Below are 23,353 nucleotides of genomic sequence, written 5' to 3'. Positions count from 1 at the left end.
CCTAGAATGACGAAGGATACGTCGCTGCTTGACGCGCAAGAACCCTCTCCGCTGTCTTTGGCGACATCTCCAGGGCGTTGGCGCCGCCATATGCGATTGCCCTGCCACAAGAGGGGATGGCCGTGGGGCGCTGTCCCGCTGACATCTCGGTATGTGTGCCATTGCAGACCGCAACTTACACTTTAAAGTGTACTCACTTTGCGATCTCCGGAGGCGTCATGCGCGTGATCGTGTTGGGTGGCGGCGTTGTCGGCGTCACCACCGCCTATCAGCTGCAGAAGGACGGGCACGAGGTCGTCATCCTCGAGCGCCAACTCCAAGTCGCGGCCGAGACCAGCTGGGGCAATGCCGGCATGATCGCGCCTGGACATTCCTTCGTCTGGTCGTCGCCGAAGGCGCCGATGATCCTGTTGAAATCGCTGGTGCTGAAAGACCAGGCGCTGCGCTTCAGGCTCTCGGCCGATCCCAGGCTCTACAGCTGGTCATGGCTGTTCCTGATGGAATGCACGGCCGAAAAGGCCAGGCGCAACACGCTGCTCAAGCACCGCCTTGCCGCCTATTCGCAATCGGTCCTGCACGAGGTCATTGCCGACGAGCAGATAGACTATGACAGCAACGACCGCGGCATCGTCTATTTCCACCGCAGCCAGCAGGCGCTCGACAAGGGCGTCGAGCACATGAAGCTCTTGGAGTCCGACGGGCAGGAGATCAGAGTGCTCGACCGCGCCGGCATCGTCGCGCTCGATCCCTCGCTGGCTTCCGCGAGGGAAAAAATCGCCGGCGGCATCTATTGCCCGACCGACGAGACCGGCGATCCCGCGAAGTTCACCCGGGCGCTTGCCGCCAAGGTCGTCGAGCGCGGCGGCGAAATCCGCACCGGCGCCACCATCACCGGCATAGAGACTTCCGGAGACGGCGTCGCCCAGGTGCTGACCGACAAGGGCAGCGTCAAGGGCGATGCCTATGTGCTGGCGCTCGGCTCCTACAGCCCGCTGATCGCCAGGACGATCGGCATCGGCCTGCCGATCTACCCGATCAAGGGCTATTCGCTGACCATTCCCGTCGGCAACCGGCCGCATCCGCCGACCATCGCTTCGGTCGACGAGCACAATCTGGTCGCCATCTCGCGCTTCGGCGACCGCATCCGCGTCACTGCAACTGCCGAATTCGCCGGCTACGACACCAGCCACAAGCCGGCCGATTTCGCCTTCATGAAGGGCGTCACGCAGGAACTTTATCCCGAGGGCGCCGACTATGACCGCGCCGAGATGTGGGCGGGCCTGCGGCCGATGACGCCGAACAACCTGCCCGAGTTCGGACGCCGCCGCCTGCGCAACCTCTACCTCAACACCGGGCACGGCCATATCGGCTGGACCATGTCGCACGGCTCGGCCCGCATCACCGCCGATCTGATCGCCGGCCGCCGGCCGGCGATCTCCATGGATGGACTTTTGAATTGAGAGCATGATCCCAAAAGCGGGGTCGTTCGAAAGGATCCTGCTCAGCCAAGAAAGGGAACGCGATGTCCGCCAATCTTGCCGCCGCCCGCCTTACCGCTTCCGGCCCGGTCGATCTCGGCATATTGCCGTCGGAGCTCGATGGCGGCCTTGCCTCGCGCGCGGCGATCGGGCTTGCGATCCTCGCCACCGACCAGACGCTGGAGCATGAATTTCGCGCGCTGGTGCGCATTCCGGGTGTCGCCTTCTACGAAGCCCGCCTCTTCAACGACAACGACATCACGCCCGATACGCTGCGCGCCATCGCCCCGCGGATCGCGCCGACCGTCGACTTGATCCTGCCCAGCATCCCGCTCGACGTCGTCGGCTTCGGCTGCACCTCGGCGACCATGACGCTCGGCGAGGAAGCCGTCTTCGCCGAGATCAGGAAGGCGCGGCCGGGCGTCGCCTGCACCACGCCGGTCACCGGCGCGCTTGCGGCCTTCAAGGCGCTCGGCGCCAAGGGCATCGGCCTGCTCACGCCCTACGCACCCGAGATCAATCAGGGCCTGGTCCGCTATTTCACCGGCCGCGGCCTCGACATCGCCGCCGTCGCCACCTTCGACCGCCGCGACGACCGCGAGGCGGCCCGCATCTCGCTCGCCTCGATCGAGGCGGCGGCCGAGCGGATGGCGGCGGCGCCGGGTGTGGACGCGATCTTCATCTCCTGCACCAGCCTGCGCGTCGCCGAGGCGGTGGCGGGGCTGGAACGGCGCATCGGCATCCCCGTCACCTCCTCCAACCACGCCATGGCCTGGCACTGCCTGCGCCTCGCCGGCATCGACGACGTCGTGCCGGCCGGCGGCAGGCTGTTCGCGCTGCCGATTGCCTGATCAGATTTGGCGGATTGGCCTGTTTGAAATCCGCCGGTTAACGGTTCTGGAAAAGGTTGCTTAACGCTTCGCTACTATGTCCCGCCTCGGGGAGGCATGACAGAGTGAGCGCGATGAACGACAGCCCCGAAAAGCGCAATGAATGGCGCGCCATTTTCTACGTCCAGGCGCGCGTCGCCATTCTGTTCGTACCGGTCGTCGTCAGCCTCCTGATCATCGGCGCGCTCGCCGGCAACGACCGCGACCCCGCGGCAATAGACCGGACCGTGACGAGCTCGGTGAAATAGGGCGCCCTCCTGTCGGCCAGCCGGCGTCATGCAACAAGCGCTTTGCTGTCTGGCGGGTTAAGGCGTTCGATCAAACATTCCGCTGCGCGATTGCCTTCCGCAGATCGGCGAGAGAGATCACCAGTGTCATCGGATCGAGCGGCGAGGGATCGAACCCCAGTGCCGTGTAAAAGGTTCGAGCGTCATCCGAGATCGCGTGAACAAGGATGCCGTGGATGCCAAGCGACCCGGCCGCGTTCGTCGCTCGGCGTGCTGCGTCCTGAACGAGCGCCCGGCCCAAGCCTCGGTGCTGATGAGAAATATCGATGGCAAGGCGGGCAAGAATAGCAACCGGAATTGGATCCGGCATGTTGCGCCGGAACCGGCCCGGCGTGTGGCTGGCGATGACACCGCCCGAAGCGAGCGCGTAATAGGCGACGACCTTGTCGCCCTGGCAAGCGACGAAGGTGCGCGTTGCTCCGCTGTCCTGATTGGCCAGCGCCCGGCGTTTGAGCCAGTCGTCCAAAACCGGAACACCGGATGAAAAGGATGAAAGATCGTGTGTACGGTCGAGCGGTGCCGGCGCCCGAAGCGTCACTTAGTTTCCCACGGCAGGGGCGCGTTCATCAGCTTGGACAGTCGCTCGTTCGACTTGGCCGGCGCATCGAGCAGAGAAAGGAACTCCGCGTAGGCCTCGGGCGAAACCTTGATGAGCGTGCGGTCGAGCAGCGTGTCCTCGGCCATACGCCGCGCGGCGTCGAGGATGAAATCCGTTCGGGTCTTGCCAAGCGCGCGCGCGGCCTCGTCAATCAAGCCGCGTTCCTCGGGCTTGATCCGGATGTTCAGCGTGCTTCTCTTGGAAGCTTCGTCCGGAGATTCGTATTTCATCGTTTCAGGATAGCAGTTTGTAATGACGTTGTCATTATCGATGAGCTTCTTGCTACCTTCACGGTTTGACCCGTGTCAGTAGCATAAGCCAAGGAACACAAGGCACGGGATGACCTCCCGGCTTTCACGACCTTGTATGTCGAGGATTAGCCCGATCCCGTTGGCAGTCGGGACGAATGGTGCGTCTCCTTCGCCAAGGCTTCGGAGGATACCCTTCGCTCTTGGAACTCCGGGGTGGCCTGCCACCCGAAGCTCGAAGAGCGAAAGATGGTGCCCAGAAGAGGACTCGAACCTCCACTCCTTGCGGAACACGGACCTGAACCGTGCGCGTCTACCAATTCCGCCATCTGGGCTGGTGGGCGCTCATGTAAGCGGGCAAACGATATGTGTCAACGCGGTTTTTTCGCGACCCGGCAACGCTTGCTGGCCAAGCTTGTCTTGCATCTCGCCCTGCCGCGTCGGCCGAGCGCGTTGCCAATAGCCCTCACCCCTCCAGCACTTCCTTCTTCGCCACGGTGGAATCGGCGTTGAGCTTGTAGATCACCGGCACGCCGGTGCCGAGCTCGAGCTTGACAATCTCCTCGCCGCTCTTGCCGTCCAGCGCCATGATCAGCGCGCGCAGCGAATTGCCGTGCGCGGCGACCAGCACCGTCTCGCCGCGCAGCACATGCGGCTGCACATCGTGCAGGTAATAGGGCCACACCCGCGCGCCGGTGTCCTTCAGGCTTTCGCCGCCGGGCGGCGCGATGTCGTAGGAGCGGCGCCAGATATGCACCTGCTCCTCGCCCCACTTCTTGCGCGCGTCGTCCTTGTTGAGGCCGGAAAGGTCGCCATAGTCGCGCTCGTTGAGCGCCTGGTCGCGGATCGTCTCGAGGTTGCCTTGGCCAACCACGTCGAGGATGATCTGACAGGTCTTCTGCGCCCGCTTCAGCGCCGAGGTGTAGGCGATGTCGAATTTCAGCCCGCGCGCCTTGAGCTTCTCGCCGGCGGCAAGCGCTTCCGCATTGCCCTGCTCGGTCAGGCCGACGTCGCGCCAGCCGGTGAACAGATTCTTCAGGTTCCATTCGCTCTGGCCGTGGCGCACGAGCACGAGAGTTCCCGACATGTTTGCTCCTCTAGGGTTTGAGCAATTCCGGGAAAGCGGCTTTCCGTCCGGAATTGTGTAAGAACAATATGGACCCGCCTCAGCTCAGCCCAAGCACGTCCCGCATGGAGTAGAGCCCAGGCTTCTTGCCGCGCGCCCAAAGCGCCGCTTTTACAGCGCCGCGGGCAAAGATCGCCCGGTCCTCGGCCTGATGCGAGAGCGTGATGCGCTCGCCGGTGCCGGCCAGGATCACCGAGTGCTCGCCGACCACCGAGCCGCCGCGCAGCGTCGCGAAGCCGATCGTGCCCGGCTTGCGCACGCCGGTGTGGCCGTCGCGCACCCGCACGCTGTTGTCCTTCAGCGCGATTTCCCTGCCCTTGGCCGCCGCCTCGCCGAGCAGCAGCGCCGTGCCGGACGGCGCGTCGACCTTGTGCTTGTGGTGCATCTCCAGGATCTCGATGTCGAAATCTTGCGGGTCGAGCGCGCGTGCCGCCTGCTCCACCAGCACCGCCAAAAGATTGACGCCGAGGCTCATATTGCCGGATTTGACGATCGTGGCGTGGCGCGCGGCGGCCGCGATCTTCGCATCGTCGTCGGCCGAGCAGCCGGTCGTGCCGATGACATGGACGATGCGCGCCTGCGCGGCATAGCCGGCGAATTCGACGCTTGCTTTGGGCGCCGTGAAATCCAGCACGCCGTCGGCCTTGGCGAAGGCCGGCAGCGGATCGTCGACGATCGGCACGTTGATGATGCCGATGCCGGCAAGCTCGCCGGCATCCTTGCCGAGATAGGGCGAACCTGGCCTTTCGACGGCGCCGGCTACTCTTGCACCCGGAATCGTGTGGATGGCGCGAATCAGCGTCTGCCCCATCCGGCCGGCAGCGCCCACCACCACCAGGCCCATATCGCCCGTTTCGCTCATGCGCTTCTCCTGACGGCCTTTTTCGTGCGCTGCGGAGTTTGGATTGGCTTGGCGTCATCGACAAGCCCCAGCCCCTTCTTGCCCTGCACGCGGTGGAAGCGGGCATAGACACTGTGCGGATCGGCCATCAGCGCGGCATGGGTGCCCTGCTCGACCAGCCGGCCCTCTTCCAAGACGATGATGTGGTCGGCATTGACGACCGTCGACAGCCGGTGCGCGATGACGATGGTGGTGCGTCCTTCCATGACATGGGTCAGCGCTTCCTGGACGCGCGCCTCCGCCTCGTTGTCGAGCGCCGACGTCGCCTCGTCGAGCAGAAGGATCGGCGCCTGGCGCACGATGGCCCGCGCGATCGAGACGCGCTGGCGCTGGCCGCCCGACAGCGTGACGCCGTTCTCGCCGACCGGCGTGTCGTAGCCCTGCGGCTGCTGGCGGATGAACTCGTCGGCCGCCGCTTGGGCAGCCGCCAGCTCGATCTCGGCATCCGAGGCGGAAAGCCGTCCGTAGCGAATGTTGTCGCGGATCGTGCCTTCGAACAGATAGGGCGCCTGCGAGACATAGGCGATCGATTGGCGCAGCGACTGCTTGGTCACCTTGGCAATGTCCTGGCCGTCGACCACGATGCTGCCTTGGTCGACGTCGTAGAAGCGCTGCAAGAGCGCCACGAGCGTCGACTTGCCGGCGCCGGACGCGCCGACGATGGCGGTCACCTTGCCGGCGGCGGCGGTGAAGCTCAGATCCTTCAGCACCGGCATGTCGGCCGAATAGCCGAACGAAACATTGTCGAAGCGCACCTCGCCGCTGGCGATCCTGGCCGCGGCCGCGCCGGGCGCGTCGCCCTGCTGCGGCTCGAGGTCGAGCAGCTCGTAGATCATGCGCGCATTGACCAGCGACCGCTCCATGCCGACCTGCATGCGCGCCAGCCGGCGTGCCGGATCATAGGCGAGGATCAGCGCGGTGATGAAGGAGAAGACCGCCCCCGGCGGCTGGCCGAGCACCAGTGCCCGGTAGCCGGAATAGGCGATGACGCCGGTGACGGCGAGGCCGGCCAGCAAGTCGGAGATCGGCGTCAGCCGCTCCGAGACGCGGGCGATCTTGTTGCCGCGCTGCTCGGCGCTCTCGGAAAGCTTGCCGATGCGGCGCGCGAGCTCTTCCTCCATGGTGAAGGCCTTGACGATGGCGATGCCTTGCGTCGCCTCCTGCATGGCGCCGATCAGCCGCGAGTTGATCTGCACGGATTCGCGCGAGATGCGCCGCACCCGGCGCTGTAGATAGACGACGGCCCAGATCAGCGGCGGCCCGATCAGCAGCGAGGACAGCGACAACAGCGGGTCCTGGTAGATCATGACGCCGATCAGGCCGATCAGCGATACCGCATCGCGCGCGATCGAGGTCAGCGTCATCGACAGAAGATCGCGGATGCCGTTGATGTTCTCGTTGACCCGCGCCGCGAGCTGACCCGAACGCGTGTCGGTGAAGAAGCCGACCCCGAGCTTCATCAGATGGTCGAAGATGCGGCGCTGGTAGCGCGCCACCAGATTGTTACCGATTCTCGCCAGTGTCACCGCCTGGCCGTAGGTGGCAAGTCCGCGCAGCACGAAAGAAGCCATGATGCCCGCGCAGATCAGAAAGATCAGATCGCCGCGCCGATCGTAAAAAATCTCGTTGACGACCGGGCTCATGATCCATGCGGCGAAGGCCGTCGTGCCCGAAACGACCAGCGAGCAGGTGATGGCCGTCACATAGGCCCAGCGGTATTCGCGGCCGTTCTCGGCGATGATGCGGCGCAGGATCGCCCAGGTCTCGCCCGGCAGGGCCTTCGCTTGAGGTTGAAGCGACTGGTTCAAATCGGGATTTGTTCCGTGATTTTTCGGTTGCCTTCGCAGCAGGGCCGCAATTTGGCACCCCTCTTAGCGCTCCGGTTGCGGCTTGCCTATGGCGAAACTTCGTCGCGGCACGAACCCGTAGCCTCAAACGGTCGCCCGCCAGTGCCGCCCCGCCGTCTGCACGCCGAACAGCGAGGGGGTCCTGGCATAGGCGGCGAGGCCAAGAAGCGCCGCCAACGGGTGCGTGATGACATAGACCGGCATCGCCCGCATCAGCGCGCTGTGCGGGGCCTTGTCCTCGAAGGCGGCGCGGAAGTTTCCGGCCTTCAGCGCCGGCACGATTTTTTGCGCGATGCCGCCGGTCAGGAAAACGCCGCCGCGGCTCATGAACACCAGCGCCAGGTCGCCCGCGGTGCGGCCGAGGCAGGTGACGAACAGCGACAGCGCTTCTTCCGCCACCGGGTCGGATTTGGCGAGCGCCGCCGCCGTGATTTCGGCCGGTGTCGTGAACGGCGTCGGCTTGGCGTCGGCCTTGGCCACCGCGCGATAGACATTGACCAGCCCGCGGCCGCACAGGATCTGCTCGCCGGAGATACGGCCCTCGAGCTTCTCGATATGCGGGAACACTTCGAAGTCGCGCGGTGTGCGCGGGCCGATATCCATGTGCCCGCCCTCGCCCGGCACCGGTATCCAGTGGCGCAGCGCGTAGATCAGCCCGGCGACGCCGAGCCCGGTTCCGGGGCCGAGCACGACCCGGCCGGCGCTCGGCTCGGGCGTGCCGCCGCCGATCTTTTCCATATGCTCCTCGCCGAGCGCCACGACAGCCAGCGCCTGCGCCTCGAAATCGTTGAGCACGACAATCTCGCTCAAGCCCAGATTGGCAAACATCTGGTGCGGCTTGACCACCCAGGGGCAGTTGGTCAGCCGGATCTCGTCGCCGTCGACCGGGCCAGCAACCGCCAGCACCGCCGAATGCGGCTGGATCGACGAACGGTCGAGCACCGCCGCCTGGATCGCCTCGTCGATGGTGGCGAAATTGGCCGTCTGGACGATCTGCGGCTCGGTCGCTTCCGAATTGGCGTCGAGCACGATCGAGAAACGCGCATTGGTGCCGCCGATGTCGCCGATCAGGACCGGAAACCGCAGCGCTGTATCGTCTTCGCCTGCCATCTTTTCTCGCTCGTCCCCATTCTTGGCCATCTGCCGCTTGTCTGTTCGTTGAACTAGCGCATGGACCTGCAAAGGGAAAGCGGCTTCGCTTCAGGCTTGAATTCCGGCCTCGCCACACCTTTTCAGCGCTTGCGCTGCCCCTCACCTGCCTGCCGGCATCCTCTCCCCCCTTGAGGGGGATATGTCGCCGAAGGCGACAGAGGGGGTCGCCGCGCGTGAACCGCCGGCGCCTTCCGCGACGACAGACACCGCCGGCGATCTACGCGAGACGACCCCCCTCTGGCCGCTTCGCGGCCATCTCCCCCTCAAAGGGGAGATTACGCAGGGACCTCAGTTCCCCGGTCTCGGTCGCGGCAGCGGAATGCCGATCGAGGGGGTGGGCGCGAAGGCGCTGGCTGCCGCGGGGAGCACGGCATCCCCGCTGGAGATCGTCTCCGCCGGCTCGGTCGGTTCCGGCTTGGCTGCCGCTACCGCCGCCGCCCCGCCATCATAGGTCACGGCCTCCAGCGAAGGCGCGTCCGGCGCGGCGAGCACCGCCTGGCATTCTCTCGGCAGGTTGGCCATGGTCATCAGGTCGCGGGCCTTCGGCGCATCCGGGTTCTTGTTCGGGCGCCAAGGCTCCTCGGTGAACCACCAGGCAAGCGGCTTGCCGCAGCCGTCGTCGTCGTGCGTCGCCTCCTGTGCCTTGCAGCCTGGCGAGCCCGCCTGGCAGCCGATGCGCATATGGAAATGATAGTCGTGGCCCCAGAACGGGCGGATCTTGCGCAGCCAGGAACGGTCGCCGGTGACCGTGTCGCAGAGCTTCTTCTTGATGCCCGGATTGACGAGGATGCGCTCGACCTCAGGATAGCTCGCCGCGCGCTTCAACAGCCGCGTATGCGCCGGCGTCCACAGCGCCTCCTTCACCAGATGCGTCTTCTCGTCGACCATCAGCGTGGCGCTCATCGACTCGCGCTCGGCAAACGTCAGCGGGCGCCTCGGCATCGGCGTCAGCCAGATATCGGCATCGAGGCCGATCTGGTGCGAGGCATGGCCGGTCATCATCGGGCCGCCGCGCGGCTGCGAGACATCGCCGATCAACAGGCCCGGCCAGCCATCCGCGTGGGCATCACGCGCGAGCTTCTCGATCAGCGCGATCATCGCCGGATGGCCCCAGCGGCGGTTGCGCGAGGGGCGCATCACTTCCCAGCTCGGCCCGTCCATAGGCAACGCGACGCCGCCAGTGAAGCATCCCTTGGAATAGAAGCCGAAGGATTGCGCGGGTGCTACCGCCGGCAGTTTCTCGGCGCCGAACAGGTCTTTTGCGCGTTGCTCGGCGGAAATCGCTCCGGCTGCCAATGCAGTCAGCGTCAGCAGCGCCAGCGCGGCGGTCAGGAACGGCTTCCTGTCGGGCAGCGATCGCAGCGTCATCAGGCCGGGTCCCCTCTCCAGTCAAACTCGTTGGCGCGAGCGAATCATACCATGTCACGCGCGGCGCTTCGATCATGAGCGTTTCATCGGGCTGCGCGGCTCTCCGTCCCGCCAGTTGCCGTCGGCCCACATCCGCTCCAGCGCTACCCGATAGTTCGGGAAACGAAAGCTGTAACCGGCCGCCTTGATCGCCTTGTTGGCGACGCGCTTGTTCTCGCCATAGAAGGAACGCGCCATGGGCGAAAGTTGGGCGGTCTCGAACGGAATTTCGGGCGGCGGCTCGACGCCCATCAGCCGGGCGGCATAGGCGACGACGTCCTGCGGCGGCGCCGGCTCGTCGTCGGTGACGTTGAAGATGCCGCCGAGATTGTTCCCGGCCAGATGCCAAAGCGCGCCTGCGATGTCGTCGCAATGGATGCGGTTGAACACCTGATCCTTCTTGACCAGCCGCCTCGCGGTGCCGTCCTCGATATTCGCAAGCGCGTTGCGTCCTGGCCCGTAAATACCGGAAAGCCGCAGGACCGCCACCGGTTTTCCGATCTCCTGGCCGAGCTTCAGCCAGTCCCGTTCGGCCGCCACCCGCATCACCGAGCGCTTCGACACCGGCTTGCAGTCGGCGCTCTCATCCACCCAGGCGCCGCCATGATCGCCATAGACGCCGACGGTCGACAGATAGCCGATCCATTCCAGCGCCGGCATCTTTGCCCGGATCGTCTCGCCGGCGGCGTTGAGCACCGGGTCGCCCAACTCGTCCGGCGCGACCGAGATGATGAGATGCGTCGTTTGCCGAAGGGCATCACTGATCTCGGATGTCAGCGAGCCGTCGAAGCGCAATGGCTCGATGCCCGCCCGCCGCAACGCCTCGAATTTTTCCGGCGCGCGCGTCGTGCCGGAGATCGGCGTGCCCTGCCCGTTGGCTCGCGCAAAAGCCTTGCCGGAATAACCGGCGCCGAAGATGAAGAAGCGTCTTTCGCCCATCAATGAACCTCTGCAGAATTTCGCTGCGCCGCAAGCCATTCGTCGCGTACCGTTGCGTCGCCTTCGGTCTGCAAGGCGGACGCTGCGAGCTTGGCAAGATCGCGCCGAGGCATCAGCCGCGATAGCGCCCATACTGCCGCACCCCGCACCAGTGGCGAGCCATCGTCGAGCAGGCCATGCACGATTGGCGTCAGCGAAGCATCGCCCGAATTGCCGGCGGCGATCAGCACGTTGCGGACAAAGCGGTCGCGGCCGATGCGCTTGATCGGCGAGCCGGAAAAGAAGGACCGGAACGCCGCGTCGTCGAGCCGCAACAACTCCGACAGCGGGGGCTCGCGCAGATCGGCGCGCGCGGCAAGCTTGGCCTCGGAGGCGACGCTGGCGAATTTGTTCCACGGACAGGCTGCGAGACAATCGTCGCAGCCATAGATGCGGTTGCCGATCTTTTCGCGGAATTCGCGCGGGATCGGCCCCTTGTTCTCGATGGTGAGATAAGAGATGCAGCGCCGCGCATCGAGCCGGTAGGGCGCCGGAAAGGCGTTGGTGGGGCAGACATCCAGGCAGGCGCGGCATGAGCCGCAATGGTCTTCTTCCGGTGCATCAGGCTCGAGCTCGGCCGTCGTGAAGATGGTGCCGAGGAACAGCCATGAGCCATGCGCGCGGCTTACCAGATTGGTGTGCTTGCCCTGCCAGCCGAGCCCGGCGGCTTCGGCCAGCGGCTTTTCCATCACCGGCGCCGTATCGACGAAGACTTTGACGTCGCCACCGGCGCGCGCGACGATCTTGCCGGCGATCTCCTTCAGCCGGCCCTTCATCACGTCGTGGTAGTCGCGGTTTTGCGCGTAGACGGAGATCGCGCCGCGATCGTGTTTTTCGAGGATGTCGCGCGGATCCCGGTCCGGGCCGTAGTTCATCGCCAGAACGATGATCGAGCGCACCTCCGGCCACAGTGTCGAAGGCTCGCCACGCCGTTGAACCGTCTCGGCGATCCAGTCCATCGAGCCGTGAAAACCGTCCGCGACGAATTCGGCCAGGCGCGCGGGCGCCAGCGGGATCGCGTCCGGCCTGGTGACGGCGACGGCCTCGAAGCCGGCGCGGCGCGCCTCCGCGTCGATCAGCGCGCGCAGGCGGGTTTTATCAGAAATCGAGATCCGCATAGTGCGATACCGGCGACAGGCCGCGCACCCGGTCGGTGAGCAGCGGCCGGAACGACGGCCGTGATTTCACGCGTGTATACCATTCGCGCGCTGCCGAGTGCTCGCGCCAGTCGATCTCGCCGAGATAATCGAGCACCGAAAGCGCCGCCGCCGCGGCGAGGTCAGCATAGGTCACCTTATTGCCGGCGAGCCAATGGCGCGTGCCGGCGAGCCAATTGGTATATTTCATGTGCTGGCGGATGTTGGCGCGCGCGGCGCGGATCGCCGCCGAATCGGGCGAGCCGCCGCCCGCCGTCTCCGGCATCACCGGCTTCAGCACACGCTCGCGCACCAGGTGGCGGGTGACCTCGCTTTCGGCCTTGCTAAGATACCAGTCGGTCAGCCGGCGGATTTCGGCGCGCTGCATCGGGTCCTCGGCGAACAGCCGCTTGTCGCGCTTGAGCACCCCGCGCGTCTCGTCGAGATATTCGGCGATCACCATGGCGCCGACGATCGGCACGTCGCCCTCGGCAAGCAGGATCGGCAGCGTGCCGGCCGGGTTCAGCGCCAAAAACTCCTTGCGCCGCGTCCAGGGCTTCTCCTCGATCAGCGCCAGCTCCTCGCCATACTCGCCGAAAGCGAGGCGCACGAACCGGCAAGTGGCGAACATCGGATGGTGGAAAAGCGTCAGCATGGTTCCGCGATGATAGGGCGCACTGGCGAATCGCCCCCTGCGCCGGTAAGTCTTGGCGGCCCGTCATGCGGCCGTCACGGTGTTGCGACCTATAGGGGGACTTCCGCGCCGTGACAAGCAAGCCGTTGTCTCCAGCCGTCCCCTAAATCCTGAGGTTGCCATGGAAAGCCAGACCATCGTCGAAGCGCTACTGCTTGGGTTGCTGGAGGGCCTGACCGAGTTCATTCCGGTGTCCTCGACCGGCCACATCCTGCTCGCCGGCCATTTCCTCGGCTTCCATTCGACCGGCAAGGCCTTCGAGATCCTGATCCAGCTCGGCGCGATCCTGGCGATCCTGAGCGTCTATTTCCGCCGCCTCTGGAAAATGCTGCTCGAACTGCCCTATGACCGGCTGACCCGGCATTTCGTCATCGGCATCCTGATCGCCTTCCTGCCGGCCGCGGTCATCGGCGCGCTGGCGCATGATTTCATCAAGACCTTCCTGTTCGAATCGCCGCGGCTGATCTGCATCATGCTGATCATCGGCGGCGTCGTGCTGCTTGCCGTCGACCGCATGAACCTCAAGCCTGTTTATCATGACGTCGAGCGCTTCCCGACCAGGCTTTACCTGCAGATCGGCCTGTTCCAGTGCCTGTCGCTGATCCCCGGCACCTCGCGCTCCGGCTCGACCATCGTCGGCGCGCTGCTGTTGGGCGTCGACAAGCGCGCGGCGGCGGAGTTCTCCTTCTTCCTCGCCATGCCGACCATGGTCGGCGCCTTCGCCTTCGACCTGTTCAAGAACCGCAACGTGCTGACTTCGGCCGACCTGCCGATCATCGCCGTAGGCTTCGTCGCCGCCTTCGTCACCGCGCTGTTCGTGGTGCGCTTCCTGCTCGATTTCGTCTCCCGCAAGGGCTATTCGCTGTTCGGCTGGTGGCGGCTGGTGGTCGGCGGGCTCGGCCTTGTGGCGCTGATGATCTGGGGGTGAGTGGCAGGGCCGCTCACTAGCGCAACGTCGAGTTCCTTCGCGCCCCCCTCTGTCCTGCCGGACATCTCCCCCACTTGGGGGGAGATTGGCAGCTTCGCCGGGGGCGCTATCTCCTGCAACGTTGGCGATTGGCGAAAGCGACGGCGACATCTGATCTCCCCCCAAGTGGGGGAGATGGCCGGCAGGCCAGAGGGGGGCGCTGTCCCGCCGACGCCTCGCAAGCTACGGCCGCACACCCCTCAATTCCTTCCATAAAACGCGTTCTCGACATGCACCGGCCAGCGCCAGGGCAGCACCGCCACCAAGTCGAAACGTATCGAAAGCCGGCCATAGTCCGGCTGGCGCGACAGCCAGAGGTCGGCGGCGCCCTCGATACGGCGTTCCGAATTGTGGGCGATCGCTTCCATCGCCTCGATCAGCGTGCGGCGCGCCTTGACCTCGATGAAGAGAACCAGATCGCCGCGCCGCGCGATCAGGTCGATCTCGCCGAGCTTGGTGCGATGGCGGCGGGCGAGAATCCGGTAGCCTTTCAGCATCAGCGCCAGCGCCGCCAGCCATTCGCCGCGATGGCCGCGCCGATAGGCCTTGCGTCGATGGCCGGCCGACCGCTCAGCCATCGCCGTCTTCTCTGAGCTCCAGCAGCCGCCGGTAGAGCGCCTGCTTCTGGCCGCCGGTCATTTTTGCAGCTTCCGCCGCCGCCTTGGACGCCGGCATTTCGGCGGCCAAAGACAACAGCAATCTGTCGATATCAGCCGGCTGGTCCGCCGTTGCCTCGGCCGGGCCGACGCAGATGACGATTTCACCCTTGGGCGTGTCGGCCGCCGCATAGTGCTCGGCCAGCGCGCCGAGCGTGCCCGTGCGCATCTCCTCGAAAGTCTTGGTCAGCTCGCGGGCGATTGCCGCCTGCCGCGCGCCGCCGAGCGCCGCGACCATCGCGCCAAGCGTTTCGGCCAGCCTCCGCGGCGACTCAAAGAAGATCAGCGTCGCCGGCACAACTTTGAAGCTTTCCAGCTTGGTCAGCCGCTGGCCTGCCTTGGCAGGCAAGAAACCGGCGAACAGGAAAGTATCGGACGGCAGACCGGAAGCAGTCAGCGCGGCAAGTGCTGCCGACGGTCCGGGCACCGGGACGACGCGGATGCCGCGCTCCAGCGCCTCGCCGACCAGCCGGTAGCCTGGATCGGAAACCAGCGGCGTGCCGGCATCGGAAATCAGTGCCACGCTTTGCCCGGCCGCCAAGGCCTCGATCAGCTTCGGTCCTGCCTCTTGGGCATTGTGCTCGTGATAGGCGGTGGTGCGGCGGCGGATCCCGTAGCGCTCGAGCAGCACGCGCGAGACCCGCGTGTCCTCGCAGGCGACGATGTCGGCGCTGGCCAGCGTCTCCAGCGCGCGCAGCGTGATGTCGGCCAGATTGCCGATCGGCGTCGCCACCAGATAGAGCGCCGGCGCGATCGGTCGCGCCGGAATCTCGGTCTGCCCGATCAGATAGCTGCGTTTGTCGCCGGTCAAGAATAACCCTCCGTCTGAGCAATTCCAGGAAAAGTGCACGGCGGTTTTCCGTCTGGAATTGCGCAAAAACAATGCCTGTTTGGCATGGCTCACGGCCGGTTGCAAAACGTGAAGTCGAGGCAAGGAAATCGCCATGCCTTCGCCACAGTGAGGAACGAAACCGTGGCCGGTCGATTTTAATCCCTGATTCCCCGGAGGAGGCAGGACCGGACGATGCCCAATCGCTTCGACATTTTCATCAGCAGACTTGAAAGCAAAACCGCCCGCGAGGGCATCCCCTCACATCCGATCGCCGAACAGCAAGGCGCCCGCCGCGACAAGGCTGACCAGAAGCAGGTCCGCAACGGCGATACGCATGCCGAGAAGAACCGCGGCAAGCACCGCCAGAAGCACGACGCTTGATTGGATGACGCGCTCCCCTCGAATGTAGCGTTCCTTCGCGCCCCCCTCTGCCCTGCCGGGCATCTCCCCCACAAGGGGGGAGATTGGCAGCTTCGCCGCCGGCATCCTTCCTGCAACGAAGGTGATTGGCGAAAGCGGCGAGACATCTGATCTCCCCCCTTGTGGGGGAGATGTCCGGCAGGACAGAGGGGGGCGCTGTCCCGCCGACGCCATGGGCTTCGCACCCCCCGTAGAAGCCTACCTTGCCAGGTCCGCCACCACCGCATCCAGCACGATCATGCCGGCGGTGGTGGCGCGGAGCCGCGCGTTGCCGACCGGCGCCACCAGCCCTTCTTCCTGCAACACGGAAAGTCTGGCGCTCGAAAGGCCACGTCCCGAGAGCGCCTCGTAGCGCTGAAGGTCGATGCCCTCCGCCAGCCGCAGCCCCATCAGCAGGAACTCGTCCGCCTCTTCGGCGCGCGTCAGCACCTCGCCGCCGGTGACGCCGTGGCCCTTGGCCTCGACCAGGTTAAGCCAGGTCTCCGGCATCCTCTCCGCGACCGTGACCGTGCGGCGGCCGTTCTCGACGAAGCGGCCATGCGCGCCTGGCCCGACGCCGACATATTCGCCATAGCGCCAGTAGGTCAGGTTGTGCCGGCTCTCCGCGCCCGGCCGCGCGTGGTTGGAGATCTCATAGGCCGGTAGCCCATGCGCCGCAGTCACCTCCTGCGTCAGCGCGTAGAGGTCGGCAGCCTGGTCATTGTCCGGGATAACGAACTTGCGCGCCGCGTGCAGCGCATGGAAGGGCGTGCCTTCTTCGATCGTAAGCTGGTAGAGCGACAGATGATCGGCGGCATGGCCGATCGCCTGCTCCAGCTCCACCTGCCACGCCTCGGGCGTCTGCCCCGGCCGCGCATAGATCAGATCGAAGGAAAGGCGGGGGAATATCTCCCGCGCGAGCCCGATGGCGTGCAGCGCCTCCTCGACATTGTGCAGCCGGCCGAGGAAGCGCAGATCCTTGTCGTTCAGCGCCTGCACCCCGAGCGAGACGCGGTTGACGCCGGCTGTCCGGTAGCCACGGAAACGCTCGGCCTCGACCGAGGAGGGATTGGCTTCCAGCGTCACTTCGATGCCGGCGGGCACGGTCCAGTTTCTCGCCACCGCCTCCAGCACCGCCGCCACGGTTTCCGGCTTCATCAGCGACGGCGTGCCGCCGCCCAGAAAAATGCTGGTCACCTCACGCGGGCCGGTGCGGGCGCGCATGGTCGCCAGCTCCGTTTCGAAGGCGCGCGCAAAACGCTCCTGGTCGACGGGCTGGTGGCGAACATGGCTGTTGAAGTCGCAGTAAGGGCATTTGGCCGCGCAGAACGGCCAATGGATATAGACACCGAAGCCGGGGCTGCGGTCGAGCGGCATGGTCTGGCCGGTGCCGATCATCTTGAGTCGAGCCGCGCCAAATCCAAGCGCCGTAAGTCCAGGCGGGCTTGCGCGAATTTCTGGAAGGCGCGAGCACGATGCGAAAGAGCGGTTGCCTGGCCGGGCTTCCAGCCGTGCTTTTGCTCCGCGCTCATCTCGCCAAAGGTCTTGTCGAAGCCGTTGGGCAGGAACACCGGATCGTAGCCGAAGCCGAGCGTGCCGCGCGGCGGCCACACCAGCGTGCCTTCGGCCTCGCCGCGATAATATTCTGCCTCGCCGTCCGGGAAGGCGAGGCAGATGACGGCGACGAAGCGGCCGCTGCGCTGCGCCGGTTCGGTCGCGCCGACCTCCTGCAGCGCCACTTCGGTGCGCTGCATCGCCATGCCGAAATCGCGTGTGCCGTCGGGCGTCTCGGCCCAGTTGGCGGTGTAGACGCCCGGCGCGCCGTCGAGCGCGTCGACGCAAAGGCCTGAATCATCGGAGAGCGCCGGCAGGCCGGTCGCCTTGGCGGCCGCATATGCCTTGATATAGGCATTCTCCTCGAAGGTCGTGCCGGTTTCGTCTGGTTCCGGCAGGCCATATTCCTTGGCCGACTTCGCCTCGAAGCCGAACGGCGCCATCAGGTCGGCGAATTCGCGCAGCTTGCCTTCATTGTGGCTGGCGACGACGATCTTCTGTCCGTTGAGAGAATGCATCAAAGACCCCAGATCCTTGGCTCGGCGAACTCGATGGAATTGCCCGAAGGGTCGCGGATATAGATCGAATGTCCGCCCTGCGGCCATTCGAAATCGCTTTCGATGGCGATGTTGTTCGCCGTGAGATGCTCGCGCCATCCGGCGATCTCGTCGGCAGTCGCCGCAAAACAGAGATGGCCGTTGCCGACCGTGCCGTGCGGCGGCACCGCCAGCCTGGCATCGGGCGCCGGCGGGATTTTGGTCGCCTCCGCGTTGAACAGCAGCAGCACGCCGTTGCCGCAGCGGAAGAAGACGTGGCGGCCTTCGACCTTGCCCACGATGTTGAGGCCGATGATGTCGCGGTAGAATTGTTCGGCAGCGTGCAAGTCGGTGACGTAGAGGGCCGATTCCAGGATCGCGGAGGGAGTCACGAGGCGCCCCCCTCTGGCCTGCCGGCCATCTCCCCCACATGGGGGGAGATCAGCCGCGATTGCGGCTTTCGCCAATCACCTACGTTGCAGGACTGAGCGGAGCGCGGAAGCTGCCAATCTCCCCCCTTGAGGGGGAGATGTCCGGCAGGACCGAGGGGGGCGCTCAAGCTCGGCATTTCAGATTTACGCCACCGCCATCTGCTGCAAGCTCACCAGCCGCGAAATGCCCTTCTTGGCCAATCCCATCAGCGCGGCAAACTGCTCTTCGGAAAACGGCTCGCCCTCCGCCGTGCCCTGGATCTCGACGATGCCGCCCTTGCCGGTCATGACGAAATTGGCGTCGGTGCCGGCCGAGGAATCCTCGAGATAGTCGAGGTCGATGACCGGCTGGCCGTCATGAATGCCGCAGGAAATCGCCGCGACATGATCCTTCAGTACCTTGGAAACGCTGGCCATCTGGCGGGCTTCCATCCAGCGCAGGCAGTCGTAGAGCGCCACCCAGCCGCCGGTGATCGAAGCGGTGCGGGTGCCGCCATCGGCCTGGATGACGTCGCAATCGACGGTGATCTGCTGCTCGCCCAGCGCCTGCAGGTCGACCACGGCTCGCAAAGAGCGGCCGATCAGCCGCTGGATCTCCAGCGTGCGGCCGCCCTGCTTACCGGCGGAGGCCTCGCGGCGCATGCGCTCGCCGGTCGAGCGCGGCAGCATGCCGTATTCCGCCGTCACCCAACCCTTGCCGGAATTGCGCATCCAGGCCGGCACCTTTTCCTCCAGGCTCGCCGTGCACAAGACATGCGTGTCGCCGAACTTCACCAGGCACGAGCCTTCGGCATGCTTGGAGACGCCGCGCTCGAAGGAGATGGCGCGCATTTCGTCGGCTTGGCGTTTGGAGGGGCGCATCGAGGCTCTTTCTGTTCTTTTCTCGGATTCGTCGGCGGCTTGTAGACGCATGCGGCGCCTGGCGCAAAGAAAAAGGGGGCGCAAAGGAAAAGGGCACAAAGCAAACGAGGCGCAAGGAGAGCAGGCCGGGTTGCGCCTGTGGGGCGGAAGTCTATATCTTTTAGGCGGAGGTTTCTGGCCGGAATGAACAAGGCAGTCGACCCAACTTCGCAGCCACCCGTCCTTCAGTCGCTCGACATGCGGTCGCGCGACATCTTCAGGCGGATTGTCGATTCCTATCTGCGCGACGGCGAGCCGGTCGGCTCGCGCAGCCTGTCGCGCATCCTGCCCTCGTCGCTGTCGCCGGCCACCATCCGCAACGTGATGAGCGACCTCGAGCATCTGGGCCTGATCTACGCCCCGCATATATCGGCCGGCCGTCTGCCGACCCAGACCGGGCTGCGCTTCTTCGTCGACGCCTTCATGGAGCTTGGCGATCTCTCCGACGAGGAGCGCCGCGTCATCGAGGCGCAGGTGCGCGCCTCGGGCTCGGGCGCCACGCTGGAGCATATGCTGACCGAGGCGAGCCAGATGCTGTCCGGCATGTCGCGCGGCGCCGGGCTGGTGCTCGCGGCCAAGAACGAGGTGGCGCTGAAGCATATCGAGTTCATCCAGCTCGAGCCCACCAAGGCGTTGGCCGTCATGGTGTCGCAGAGCGGCGACGTCGAGAACCGGGTCGTCGACCTGCCGGCCGGCATCACCGTCTCGCAGCTGCATGAGGCTTCCAATTTCCTCAACGCCCATATCCGCGGCCGCACGCTGGCCGAGGCGCGCATCGAGATCGCCCGCATCAAGGACGAGACCAGGGCGGCCCTCGACACGCTGTCGCAGGAGCTGGTCGAGAAGGGCCTCGCGGTCTGGGCCGGGGCGGAAAGCGGCCTGCCGGCGCGCCTCATCGTGCGCGGCCGAGCCAACCTCTTGGAGAACGTCACCGCCCAGGCCGACCTCGAACTGCTGCGCCATCTGTTCGAGGATCTGGAGACGCAGGACGGCCTGCTGCAGCTCCTCGACCTTGCCGAGGAGGGGCCTGGCGTGCGCATCTTCATCGGCTCGGAGAACAAGCTGTTTTCGCTGTCCGGCTCGTCGCTGGTCGTCGCGCCCTATCGCGACAAGGACGCGCGCGTCGTCGGTGCGCTTGGCGTCATCGGCCCGACCCGGCTCAATTATGCGCGCATCGTGCCGATGGTCGACTATACTGCCCAATTGATTTCGCGCATGCTGAGATAGGCGAGCACGATCGCCGTAAGGAGGGTGGAAATGGCGCTGGAATCGTTCAAGGCCCAGATCAGCCTGCTTCTCGAGGAAATGGTGAACCAGCCCGAGGACGAGCACGAAATCCAGGAGCAGCTGCGCGAGAAGCTCAGGGAAATGCGCGCCATGGGTCTGCCGCTGCCGGCCGATCTGGTCGCGCTGGAAAAGCGGCTCGACGAGGATTTCGACGTCGAAGAGAGCTGACCGGCCGGGAATTCCCGTCAAATCTGCGTGCCCGCGCTTCTCTTTTGCAGCGCCAGCCCGATATCTGCTGTCTGGTTGTGCTGACAAGGCGCGTCGGCGAATGACGGAGAACGGCATGACAAGGATTGCTGGCCTTGCAGGCGTTGTCCTGCTTCTGGCTACCGGCGCTTTCGCGCAGCAGGCCGACCAACCTTTGCTCACCGGACAAAAGGCCTTCGGTGATTGGAAGGCCGACCGGCCAGGCGTGCGGCGTCTGATCAAGCCGGACGATCTCCAGCAGCCGAATGTCGCCGAATCCTCGTCGAATAGCGCCGGCCTCGCCGACCGCCCTGCGGATGCCAAGCCCGTCGTGCCGGCCGGCTTCTCTGTCGAGCTCGTCGCTTCCGGCATCGACAATCCGCGTGTCGTGCGCGTGGCGCCGAACGGCGACCTCTTCGTCGCCGACAGCGAGGCCAATCAAATCAGGGTCTATCGGCTGACGGAAGGCAGCGCGAAGCCCGCCGAGAAAGCCGTCTTCGCCAAGGGCCTCACCCAGCCCTACGGCATTGCCTTCTATCCACCGGGCGACAAGCCGCAATGGGTCTATGTCGCCAACAGCAACAGCATCGTGCGCTTTCCCTATCGCGAGGGCGACATGCAAGCGTCGGGCAGGCCGGAAACCATCGTCGCCAAGATTCCGGCCAGTCATCATTGGACACGCGACATCGCCTTCTCGCCCGACGGCAAGACGCTCTATCTGTCGGTCGGCTCCGGCTCCAACATCGCCGAGGATATGGGCGCGAGGCCGAAGGGTGGTGTCGAGGAATGGGCGCGGTCCGAGCCGCTCGGCGCCACCTGGGGTGCCGAGGAAGGCCGCGCCGACGTGCTCGCCTTCGATCCAGACGGCAAGAACCGCAGGATGGTCGCCACCGGCCTGCGCAACTGCTCGGGCATGACCGTGCAGCCGGCGACGGGCGCGCTCTGGTGCGTCGTCAACGAGCGCGACGAACTGGGCGACAACGTGCCTTTCGAATACGCCACGGCGGTCAAGGACGGCGCCTTCTATGGCTGGCCCTGGTACTATATCGGCGACAACGAGGATCCGCGCCACAAGGGCGCGCGGCCCGATCTCGCCGGCAAGGTCACGGTGCCTGATGTACTGGTACAGGCGCATTCGGCGCCGCTCAACATCGCTTTCTATGAAGGCGGCAACTTCCCGGCCGACTACAAGGGCGACGCCTTCGTCGCCTTGCATGGTTCGTGGAACCGCGGCGTCCGCACCGGCTACAAGGTGGTGCGGCTGAAATTCAAGGACGGCAAGCCGACCGGCGAATATGAGGATTTCGCCACCGGCTTCGTCATCTCGGATGACGAGGTCTGGGGCCGGCCGGTGGGCGTGGCCGTGGCGAAGGACGGCGCGCTGATCCTGACCGAGGACGGCAACGGCACGATCTGGCGCGTCAGTTATGGTGGATAGCTCCTCGACAGAGGGATTTTAGAGGCTGCCACAATCGAAGAGCAAGGCTTTCACCGCTCATTTCCATGAAATCAGCGCAAACGCGGGAGATTGGCGGAGGCCTCCCCAACCTCGTCATCCCTGGGCGGAGCAGCCGCGAAGCGGCGTCGCGGAGACCCTGGGATCCATGCCGTGACCTTGACCGAAGCGTGCAGCGGAGCAGAATTTTGCACCGCAGCAGCGCTCGTATGTAACGGCATGGATTCTAGGGTCTGCGCGCGTCGCTCCGCTCCTTGCTTCGCCCTAGAATGACGAAGGTTTCGCCGTTTCGGCCAATCTCGAAGGCATGCGATCGGCAACGCGAGCATAGCCGACCGGTCAAAATTCCTGTGCCGGGGAACCGGCTCCCGTTGAGTTGGCGCAACGAATCTCGCCGCAAGGGAATTACCGTCGACCCGACATCATGATAAAAGCCCGGCTCGACATCGGTCCCCACGGTCTAGAATCATGACACTCACCGGATTTCTCGCCTATAGCGCCGCGCTCGGCATCGCCGCCGCAATTCCGGGTCCTGGCGTCACGGCGCTGGTTGCCCGTGCGCTCGGCTCCGGCTTCCGTTCCTCGCTGGCGATGTCGTTCGGCCTGATGCTCGGCGACATCACCTATCTCACCGCCGTCGTGCTCGGCCTGGCCTTCGTCGCGCAGACCTTCGGCATGGTCTTCCTCGCCATCAAATGGGCCGGCGTCGCCTATCTCGCTTTCCTTGCCTGGCGCTTTTGGACCAGCGGCATCTCGCCCGAAAACATCGAGGGGCGGAAGGCCAAGGGCGGTTTCGTGGCGAGCTTCATTGCCGGGCTGACGGTCACGCTCGGCAACCCGAAGACGATGATCTTCTATCTCGCCATCACGCCGACCATCGTCGACCTGAAGACCATCACGCTGGCCGACTACGGCATCTTGGTAGCGCTCACCGTCGTTGTCCTGTTCGTCGTGCTGGTGCCCTATCTGGCGCTGGCCGCCAAGGCGCGCTGGTTCCTGAAATCGCCGCGTGCGCTGAAGGTGCTGAACCGCACCGCCGCCGGCTTCATGATGGGTGCGGCAGCGGCAATCGCGGCCCGCCAATAAGGTGTATTGATATTCAGGTGAGGCCGGCCTGCGAAGCGCGGTTTCCTGCGCTTCCGGTGCTCACGTACTTCAAGTACGCTCCGCTCCGGTTCTCGGAACCCACCCTTCTCAGCTCGGCCTGACCTGAATCTCAACACACCTTGGTGCGCAGTTGCCTTGATTTCGGCGAAAGCATTCCGAAAACGGGCCAATCCGGAAAATGCATTTCCGGCGTGCCGCGGTTTTCAGCAACCGCCCCACTCGGATATTTTCGGCCGCCAGCCTATCTTGCGCGGCTGAAAGCATTATTCTGTCTGCCTATGCCATTGCCTTGGGAGCGAA

25 protein-coding genes and 1 tRNA gene are annotated in these 23,353 nt (G+C 65.2%); 9 read left to right on the top strand and 17 right to left on the bottom strand.

Annotated elements, in window-relative coordinates; all coding sequences use genetic code 11:
* Window positions 1-218 precede the first annotated feature (218 nt).
* The 3 genes from AC4FWB_RS24680 (at window position 219) to AC4FWB_RS24670 (ending at window position 2,616) form a co-directional block, all read left to right on the top strand.
* On the top strand, window positions 219-1,460 hold the full coding sequence (locus tag AC4FWB_RS24680; protein WP_491028840.1) for a D-amino acid dehydrogenase: 1,242 nt from the start codon (window positions 219-221) through the stop codon (window positions 1,458-1,460).
* Between the two features lie 62 nt (window positions 1,461-1,522).
* Complete coding sequence (locus AC4FWB_RS24675; protein WP_491028839.1) at window positions 1,523-2,329, top strand: maleate cis-trans isomerase family protein; 807 nt, start codon at window positions 1,523-1,525, stop codon at window positions 2,327-2,329.
* Between the two features lie 104 nt (window positions 2,330-2,433).
* Window positions 2,434-2,616 carry a hypothetical protein gene (locus tag AC4FWB_RS24670; protein ID WP_292428821.1) on the top strand — a complete coding sequence of 61 codons (183 nt, stop codon included), beginning with the start codon at window positions 2,434-2,436 and terminating at the stop codon, window positions 2,614-2,616.
* Between the two features lie 70 nt (window positions 2,617-2,686).
* Here the strand turns inward: AC4FWB_RS24670 and AC4FWB_RS24665 are convergent, their stop codons facing one another.
* The 11 genes from AC4FWB_RS24665 to AC4FWB_RS24615 all read right to left on the bottom strand — a co-directional run bounded on the left by AC4FWB_RS24665 (window position 2,687) and on the right by AC4FWB_RS24615 (window position 12,703).
* On the bottom strand, window positions 2,687-3,193 hold the full coding sequence (locus AC4FWB_RS24665; protein WP_491028838.1) for a GNAT family N-acetyltransferase: 507 nt from the start codon (window positions 3,191-3,193) through the stop codon (window positions 2,687-2,689).
* Complete coding sequence (locus AC4FWB_RS24660; protein WP_491028837.1) at window positions 3,190-3,483, bottom strand: type II toxin-antitoxin system TacA family antitoxin; 294 nt, start codon at window positions 3,481-3,483, stop codon at window positions 3,190-3,192. The genes AC4FWB_RS24665 and AC4FWB_RS24660 overlap by 4 nt, the downstream gene beginning before the upstream one ends.
* A gap of 268 nt (window positions 3,484-3,751) precedes the next feature.
* Window positions 3,752-3,836 (bottom strand) — tRNA-Leu (locus AC4FWB_RS24655).
* Between the two features lie 131 nt (window positions 3,837-3,967).
* On the bottom strand, window positions 3,968-4,588 hold the full coding sequence (locus AC4FWB_RS24650) for a 2,3-bisphosphoglycerate-dependent phosphoglycerate mutase (protein ID WP_491028836.1): 621 nt from the start codon (window positions 4,586-4,588) through the stop codon (window positions 3,968-3,970).
* A 79-nt stretch (window positions 4,589-4,667) separates the two neighbouring features.
* Window positions 4,668-5,489, bottom strand: coding sequence for a 4-hydroxy-tetrahydrodipicolinate reductase (gene dapB / locus AC4FWB_RS24645; RefSeq protein WP_491028835.1), 822 nt, complete (start codon window positions 5,487-5,489; stop codon window positions 4,668-4,670).
* Entirely contained in the window at window positions 5,486-7,336 is a 1,851-nt protein-coding gene (locus AC4FWB_RS24640) for an ABC transporter ATP-binding protein (protein WP_491028834.1), read from the bottom strand. The genes dapB and AC4FWB_RS24640 overlap by 4 nt, the downstream gene beginning before the upstream one ends.
* Window positions 7,337-7,459: 123 nt before the next feature.
* Entirely contained in the window at window positions 7,460-8,485 is a 1,026-nt protein-coding gene (locus AC4FWB_RS24635) for a glucokinase (RefSeq protein ID WP_491028833.1), read from the bottom strand.
* A gap of 330 nt (window positions 8,486-8,815) precedes the next feature.
* Window positions 8,816-9,895: a penicillin-insensitive murein endopeptidase gene (gene mepA, locus AC4FWB_RS24630; protein ID WP_491028832.1), complete on the bottom strand. Its 1,080-nt coding sequence runs from the start codon at window positions 9,893-9,895 to the stop codon at window positions 8,816-8,818.
* Between the two features lie 72 nt (window positions 9,896-9,967).
* The gene (locus AC4FWB_RS24625) at window positions 9,968-10,873 is read right to left on the bottom strand and encodes an SDR family oxidoreductase (RefSeq protein ID WP_491028831.1); all 906 of its coding nucleotides are present in this window, start codon (window positions 10,871-10,873) and stop codon (window positions 9,968-9,970) included.
* The gene (gene queG, locus AC4FWB_RS24620; protein ID WP_491028830.1) at window positions 10,873-12,030 is read right to left on the bottom strand and encodes a tRNA epoxyqueuosine(34) reductase QueG; all 1,158 of its coding nucleotides are present in this window, start codon (window positions 12,028-12,030) and stop codon (window positions 10,873-10,875) included. Before queG ends, AC4FWB_RS24625 begins: the two co-directional genes overlap by 1 nt.
* The gene (locus tag AC4FWB_RS24615) at window positions 12,011-12,703 is read right to left on the bottom strand and encodes a glutathione S-transferase family protein (protein WP_491028829.1); all 693 of its coding nucleotides are present in this window, start codon (window positions 12,701-12,703) and stop codon (window positions 12,011-12,013) included. Before AC4FWB_RS24615 ends, queG begins: the two co-directional genes overlap by 20 nt.
* Before the next feature lie 160 nt (window positions 12,704-12,863).
* Between AC4FWB_RS24615 and AC4FWB_RS24610 the strand changes: the two genes are divergently transcribed.
* Complete coding sequence (locus tag AC4FWB_RS24610; RefSeq protein WP_491028828.1) at window positions 12,864-13,670, top strand: undecaprenyl-diphosphate phosphatase; 807 nt, start codon at window positions 12,864-12,866, stop codon at window positions 13,668-13,670.
* A gap of 239 nt (window positions 13,671-13,909) precedes the next feature.
* Here the strand turns inward: AC4FWB_RS24610 and AC4FWB_RS24605 are convergent, their stop codons facing one another.
* Entirely contained in the window at window positions 13,910-14,287 is a 378-nt protein-coding gene (locus tag AC4FWB_RS24605) for a YraN family protein (protein WP_491028827.1), read from the bottom strand.
* The gene (gene rsmI, locus AC4FWB_RS24600; protein WP_491028826.1) at window positions 14,280-15,176 is read right to left on the bottom strand and encodes a 16S rRNA (cytidine(1402)-2'-O)-methyltransferase; all 897 of its coding nucleotides are present in this window, start codon (window positions 15,174-15,176) and stop codon (window positions 14,280-14,282) included. The genes AC4FWB_RS24605 and rsmI overlap by 8 nt, the downstream gene beginning before the upstream one ends.
* A 213-nt stretch (window positions 15,177-15,389) precedes the next feature.
* Between rsmI and AC4FWB_RS24595 the strand changes: the two genes are divergently transcribed.
* On the top strand, window positions 15,390-15,578 hold the full coding sequence (locus AC4FWB_RS24595) for a hypothetical protein (RefSeq protein ID WP_491028825.1): 189 nt from the start codon (window positions 15,390-15,392) through the stop codon (window positions 15,576-15,578).
* A gap of 237 nt (window positions 15,579-15,815) precedes the next feature.
* On the opposite strand, the gene hemW is transcribed toward AC4FWB_RS24595, so the two are convergent.
* The 4 genes from hemW to rph all read right to left on the bottom strand — a co-directional run bounded on the left by hemW (window position 15,816) and on the right by rph (window position 18,978).
* On the bottom strand, window positions 15,816-16,994 hold the full coding sequence (gene hemW / locus AC4FWB_RS24590; RefSeq protein WP_491028824.1) for a radical SAM family heme chaperone HemW: 1,179 nt from the start codon (window positions 16,992-16,994) through the stop codon (window positions 15,816-15,818).
* The gene (gene rdgB, locus AC4FWB_RS24585; RefSeq protein WP_491028823.1) at window positions 16,991-17,668 is read right to left on the bottom strand and encodes an RdgB/HAM1 family non-canonical purine NTP pyrophosphatase; all 678 of its coding nucleotides are present in this window, start codon (window positions 17,666-17,668) and stop codon (window positions 16,991-16,993) included. The genes hemW and rdgB overlap by 4 nt, the downstream gene beginning before the upstream one ends.
* The gene (locus tag AC4FWB_RS24580; RefSeq protein ID WP_491028822.1) at window positions 17,668-18,078 is read right to left on the bottom strand and encodes a VOC family protein; all 411 of its coding nucleotides are present in this window, start codon (window positions 18,076-18,078) and stop codon (window positions 17,668-17,670) included. The genes rdgB and AC4FWB_RS24580 overlap by 1 nt, the downstream gene beginning before the upstream one ends.
* 183 nt (window positions 18,079-18,261) lie before the next feature.
* Complete coding sequence (gene rph, locus AC4FWB_RS24575; protein ID WP_320223681.1) at window positions 18,262-18,978, bottom strand: ribonuclease PH; 717 nt, start codon at window positions 18,976-18,978, stop codon at window positions 18,262-18,264.
* 183 nt (window positions 18,979-19,161) lie between these two features.
* On the opposite strand from rph, the gene hrcA reads away from it, so the two are divergent.
* The 4 genes from hrcA to AC4FWB_RS24555 all read left to right on the top strand — a co-directional run bounded on the left by hrcA (window position 19,162) and on the right by AC4FWB_RS24555 (window position 23,032).
* Window positions 19,162-20,244, top strand: a complete 1,083-nt coding sequence (gene hrcA, locus AC4FWB_RS24570) for a heat-inducible transcriptional repressor HrcA (RefSeq protein ID WP_491028821.1) — start codon at window positions 19,162-19,164, stop codon at window positions 20,242-20,244.
* Between the two features lie 30 nt (window positions 20,245-20,274).
* The gene (locus tag AC4FWB_RS24565) at window positions 20,275-20,472 is read left to right on the top strand and encodes a hypothetical protein (protein ID WP_126096973.1); all 198 of its coding nucleotides are present in this window, start codon (window positions 20,275-20,277) and stop codon (window positions 20,470-20,472) included.
* Window positions 20,473-20,587: 115 nt separating this feature from the next.
* The gene (locus tag AC4FWB_RS24560; RefSeq protein ID WP_491028820.1) at window positions 20,588-21,928 is read left to right on the top strand and encodes a PQQ-dependent sugar dehydrogenase; all 1,341 of its coding nucleotides are present in this window, start codon (window positions 20,588-20,590) and stop codon (window positions 21,926-21,928) included.
* Between the two features lie 486 nt (window positions 21,929-22,414).
* The gene (locus tag AC4FWB_RS24555; protein WP_491028819.1) at window positions 22,415-23,032 is read left to right on the top strand and encodes a LysE family translocator; all 618 of its coding nucleotides are present in this window, start codon (window positions 22,415-22,417) and stop codon (window positions 23,030-23,032) included.
* The last annotated feature ends 321 nt before the right edge of the window (window positions 23,033-23,353 follow it).

The sequence above is a fragment of the Mesorhizobium sp. LEGMi-168a genome (assembly GCF_058312955.1).
This window is presented reverse-complemented; position numbering and strand designations above follow the sequence as displayed.

Excerpts from the sequence above, each read along its gene's own strand:
- AC4FWB_RS24610 (WP_491028828.1), top strand. The coding sequence starts at position 12,864 with ATGGAAAGCCAGACCATCGTCGAAGCGCTACTGCTTGGGTTGCTGGAG.
- AC4FWB_RS24660 (WP_491028837.1), bottom strand. The coding sequence starts at position 3,483 with ATGAAATACGAATCTCCGGACGAAGCTTCCAAGAGAAGCACGCTGAAC.
- AC4FWB_RS24675 (WP_491028839.1), top strand. The coding sequence starts at position 1,523 with ATGTCCGCCAATCTTGCCGCCGCCCGCCTTACCGCTTCCGGCCCGGTC.
- hemW (WP_491028824.1), bottom strand. The coding sequence starts at position 16,994 with ATGATCGGCACCGGCCAGACCATGCCGCTCGACCGCAGCCCCGGCTTC.
- AC4FWB_RS24625 (WP_491028831.1), bottom strand. The coding sequence starts at position 10,873 with ATGGGCGAAAGACGCTTCTTCATCTTCGGCGCCGGTTATTCCGGCAAG.
- AC4FWB_RS24605 (WP_491028827.1), bottom strand. The coding sequence starts at position 14,287 with ATGGCTGAGCGGTCGGCCGGCCATCGACGCAAGGCCTATCGGCGCGGC.
- AC4FWB_RS24555 (WP_491028819.1), top strand. The coding sequence starts at position 22,415 with ATGACACTCACCGGATTTCTCGCCTATAGCGCCGCGCTCGGCATCGCC.
- hrcA (WP_491028821.1), top strand. The coding sequence starts at position 19,162 with ATGAACAAGGCAGTCGACCCAACTTCGCAGCCACCCGTCCTTCAGTCG.
- rph (WP_320223681.1), bottom strand. The coding sequence starts at position 18,978 with ATGCGCCCCTCCAAACGCCAAGCCGACGAAATGCGCGCCATCTCCTTC.
- queG (WP_491028830.1), bottom strand. The coding sequence starts at position 12,030 with ATGCGGATCTCGATTTCTGATAAAACCCGCCTGCGCGCGCTGATCGAC.
- AC4FWB_RS24615 (WP_491028829.1), bottom strand. The coding sequence starts at position 12,703 with ATGCTGACGCTTTTCCACCATCCGATGTTCGCCACTTGCCGGTTCGTG.
- AC4FWB_RS24560 (WP_491028820.1), top strand. The coding sequence starts at position 20,588 with ATGACAAGGATTGCTGGCCTTGCAGGCGTTGTCCTGCTTCTGGCTACC.
- mepA (WP_491028832.1), bottom strand. The coding sequence starts at position 9,895 with ATGACGCTGCGATCGCTGCCCGACAGGAAGCCGTTCCTGACCGCCGCG.
- dapB (WP_491028835.1), bottom strand. The coding sequence starts at position 5,489 with ATGAGCGAAACGGGCGATATGGGCCTGGTGGTGGTGGGCGCTGCCGGC.
- rdgB (WP_491028823.1), bottom strand. The coding sequence starts at position 17,668 with ATGCATTCTCTCAACGGACAGAAGATCGTCGTCGCCAGCCACAATGAA.
- AC4FWB_RS24635 (WP_491028833.1), bottom strand. The coding sequence starts at position 8,485 with ATGGCAGGCGAAGACGATACAGCGCTGCGGTTTCCGGTCCTGATCGGC.
- AC4FWB_RS24595 (WP_491028825.1), top strand. The coding sequence starts at position 15,390 with ATGCCCAATCGCTTCGACATTTTCATCAGCAGACTTGAAAGCAAAACC.
- AC4FWB_RS24650 (WP_491028836.1), bottom strand. The coding sequence starts at position 4,588 with ATGTCGGGAACTCTCGTGCTCGTGCGCCACGGCCAGAGCGAATGGAAC.
- AC4FWB_RS24680 (WP_491028840.1), top strand. The coding sequence starts at position 219 with ATGCGCGTGATCGTGTTGGGTGGCGGCGTTGTCGGCGTCACCACCGCC.
- AC4FWB_RS24565 (WP_126096973.1), top strand. The coding sequence starts at position 20,275 with ATGGCGCTGGAATCGTTCAAGGCCCAGATCAGCCTGCTTCTCGAGGAA.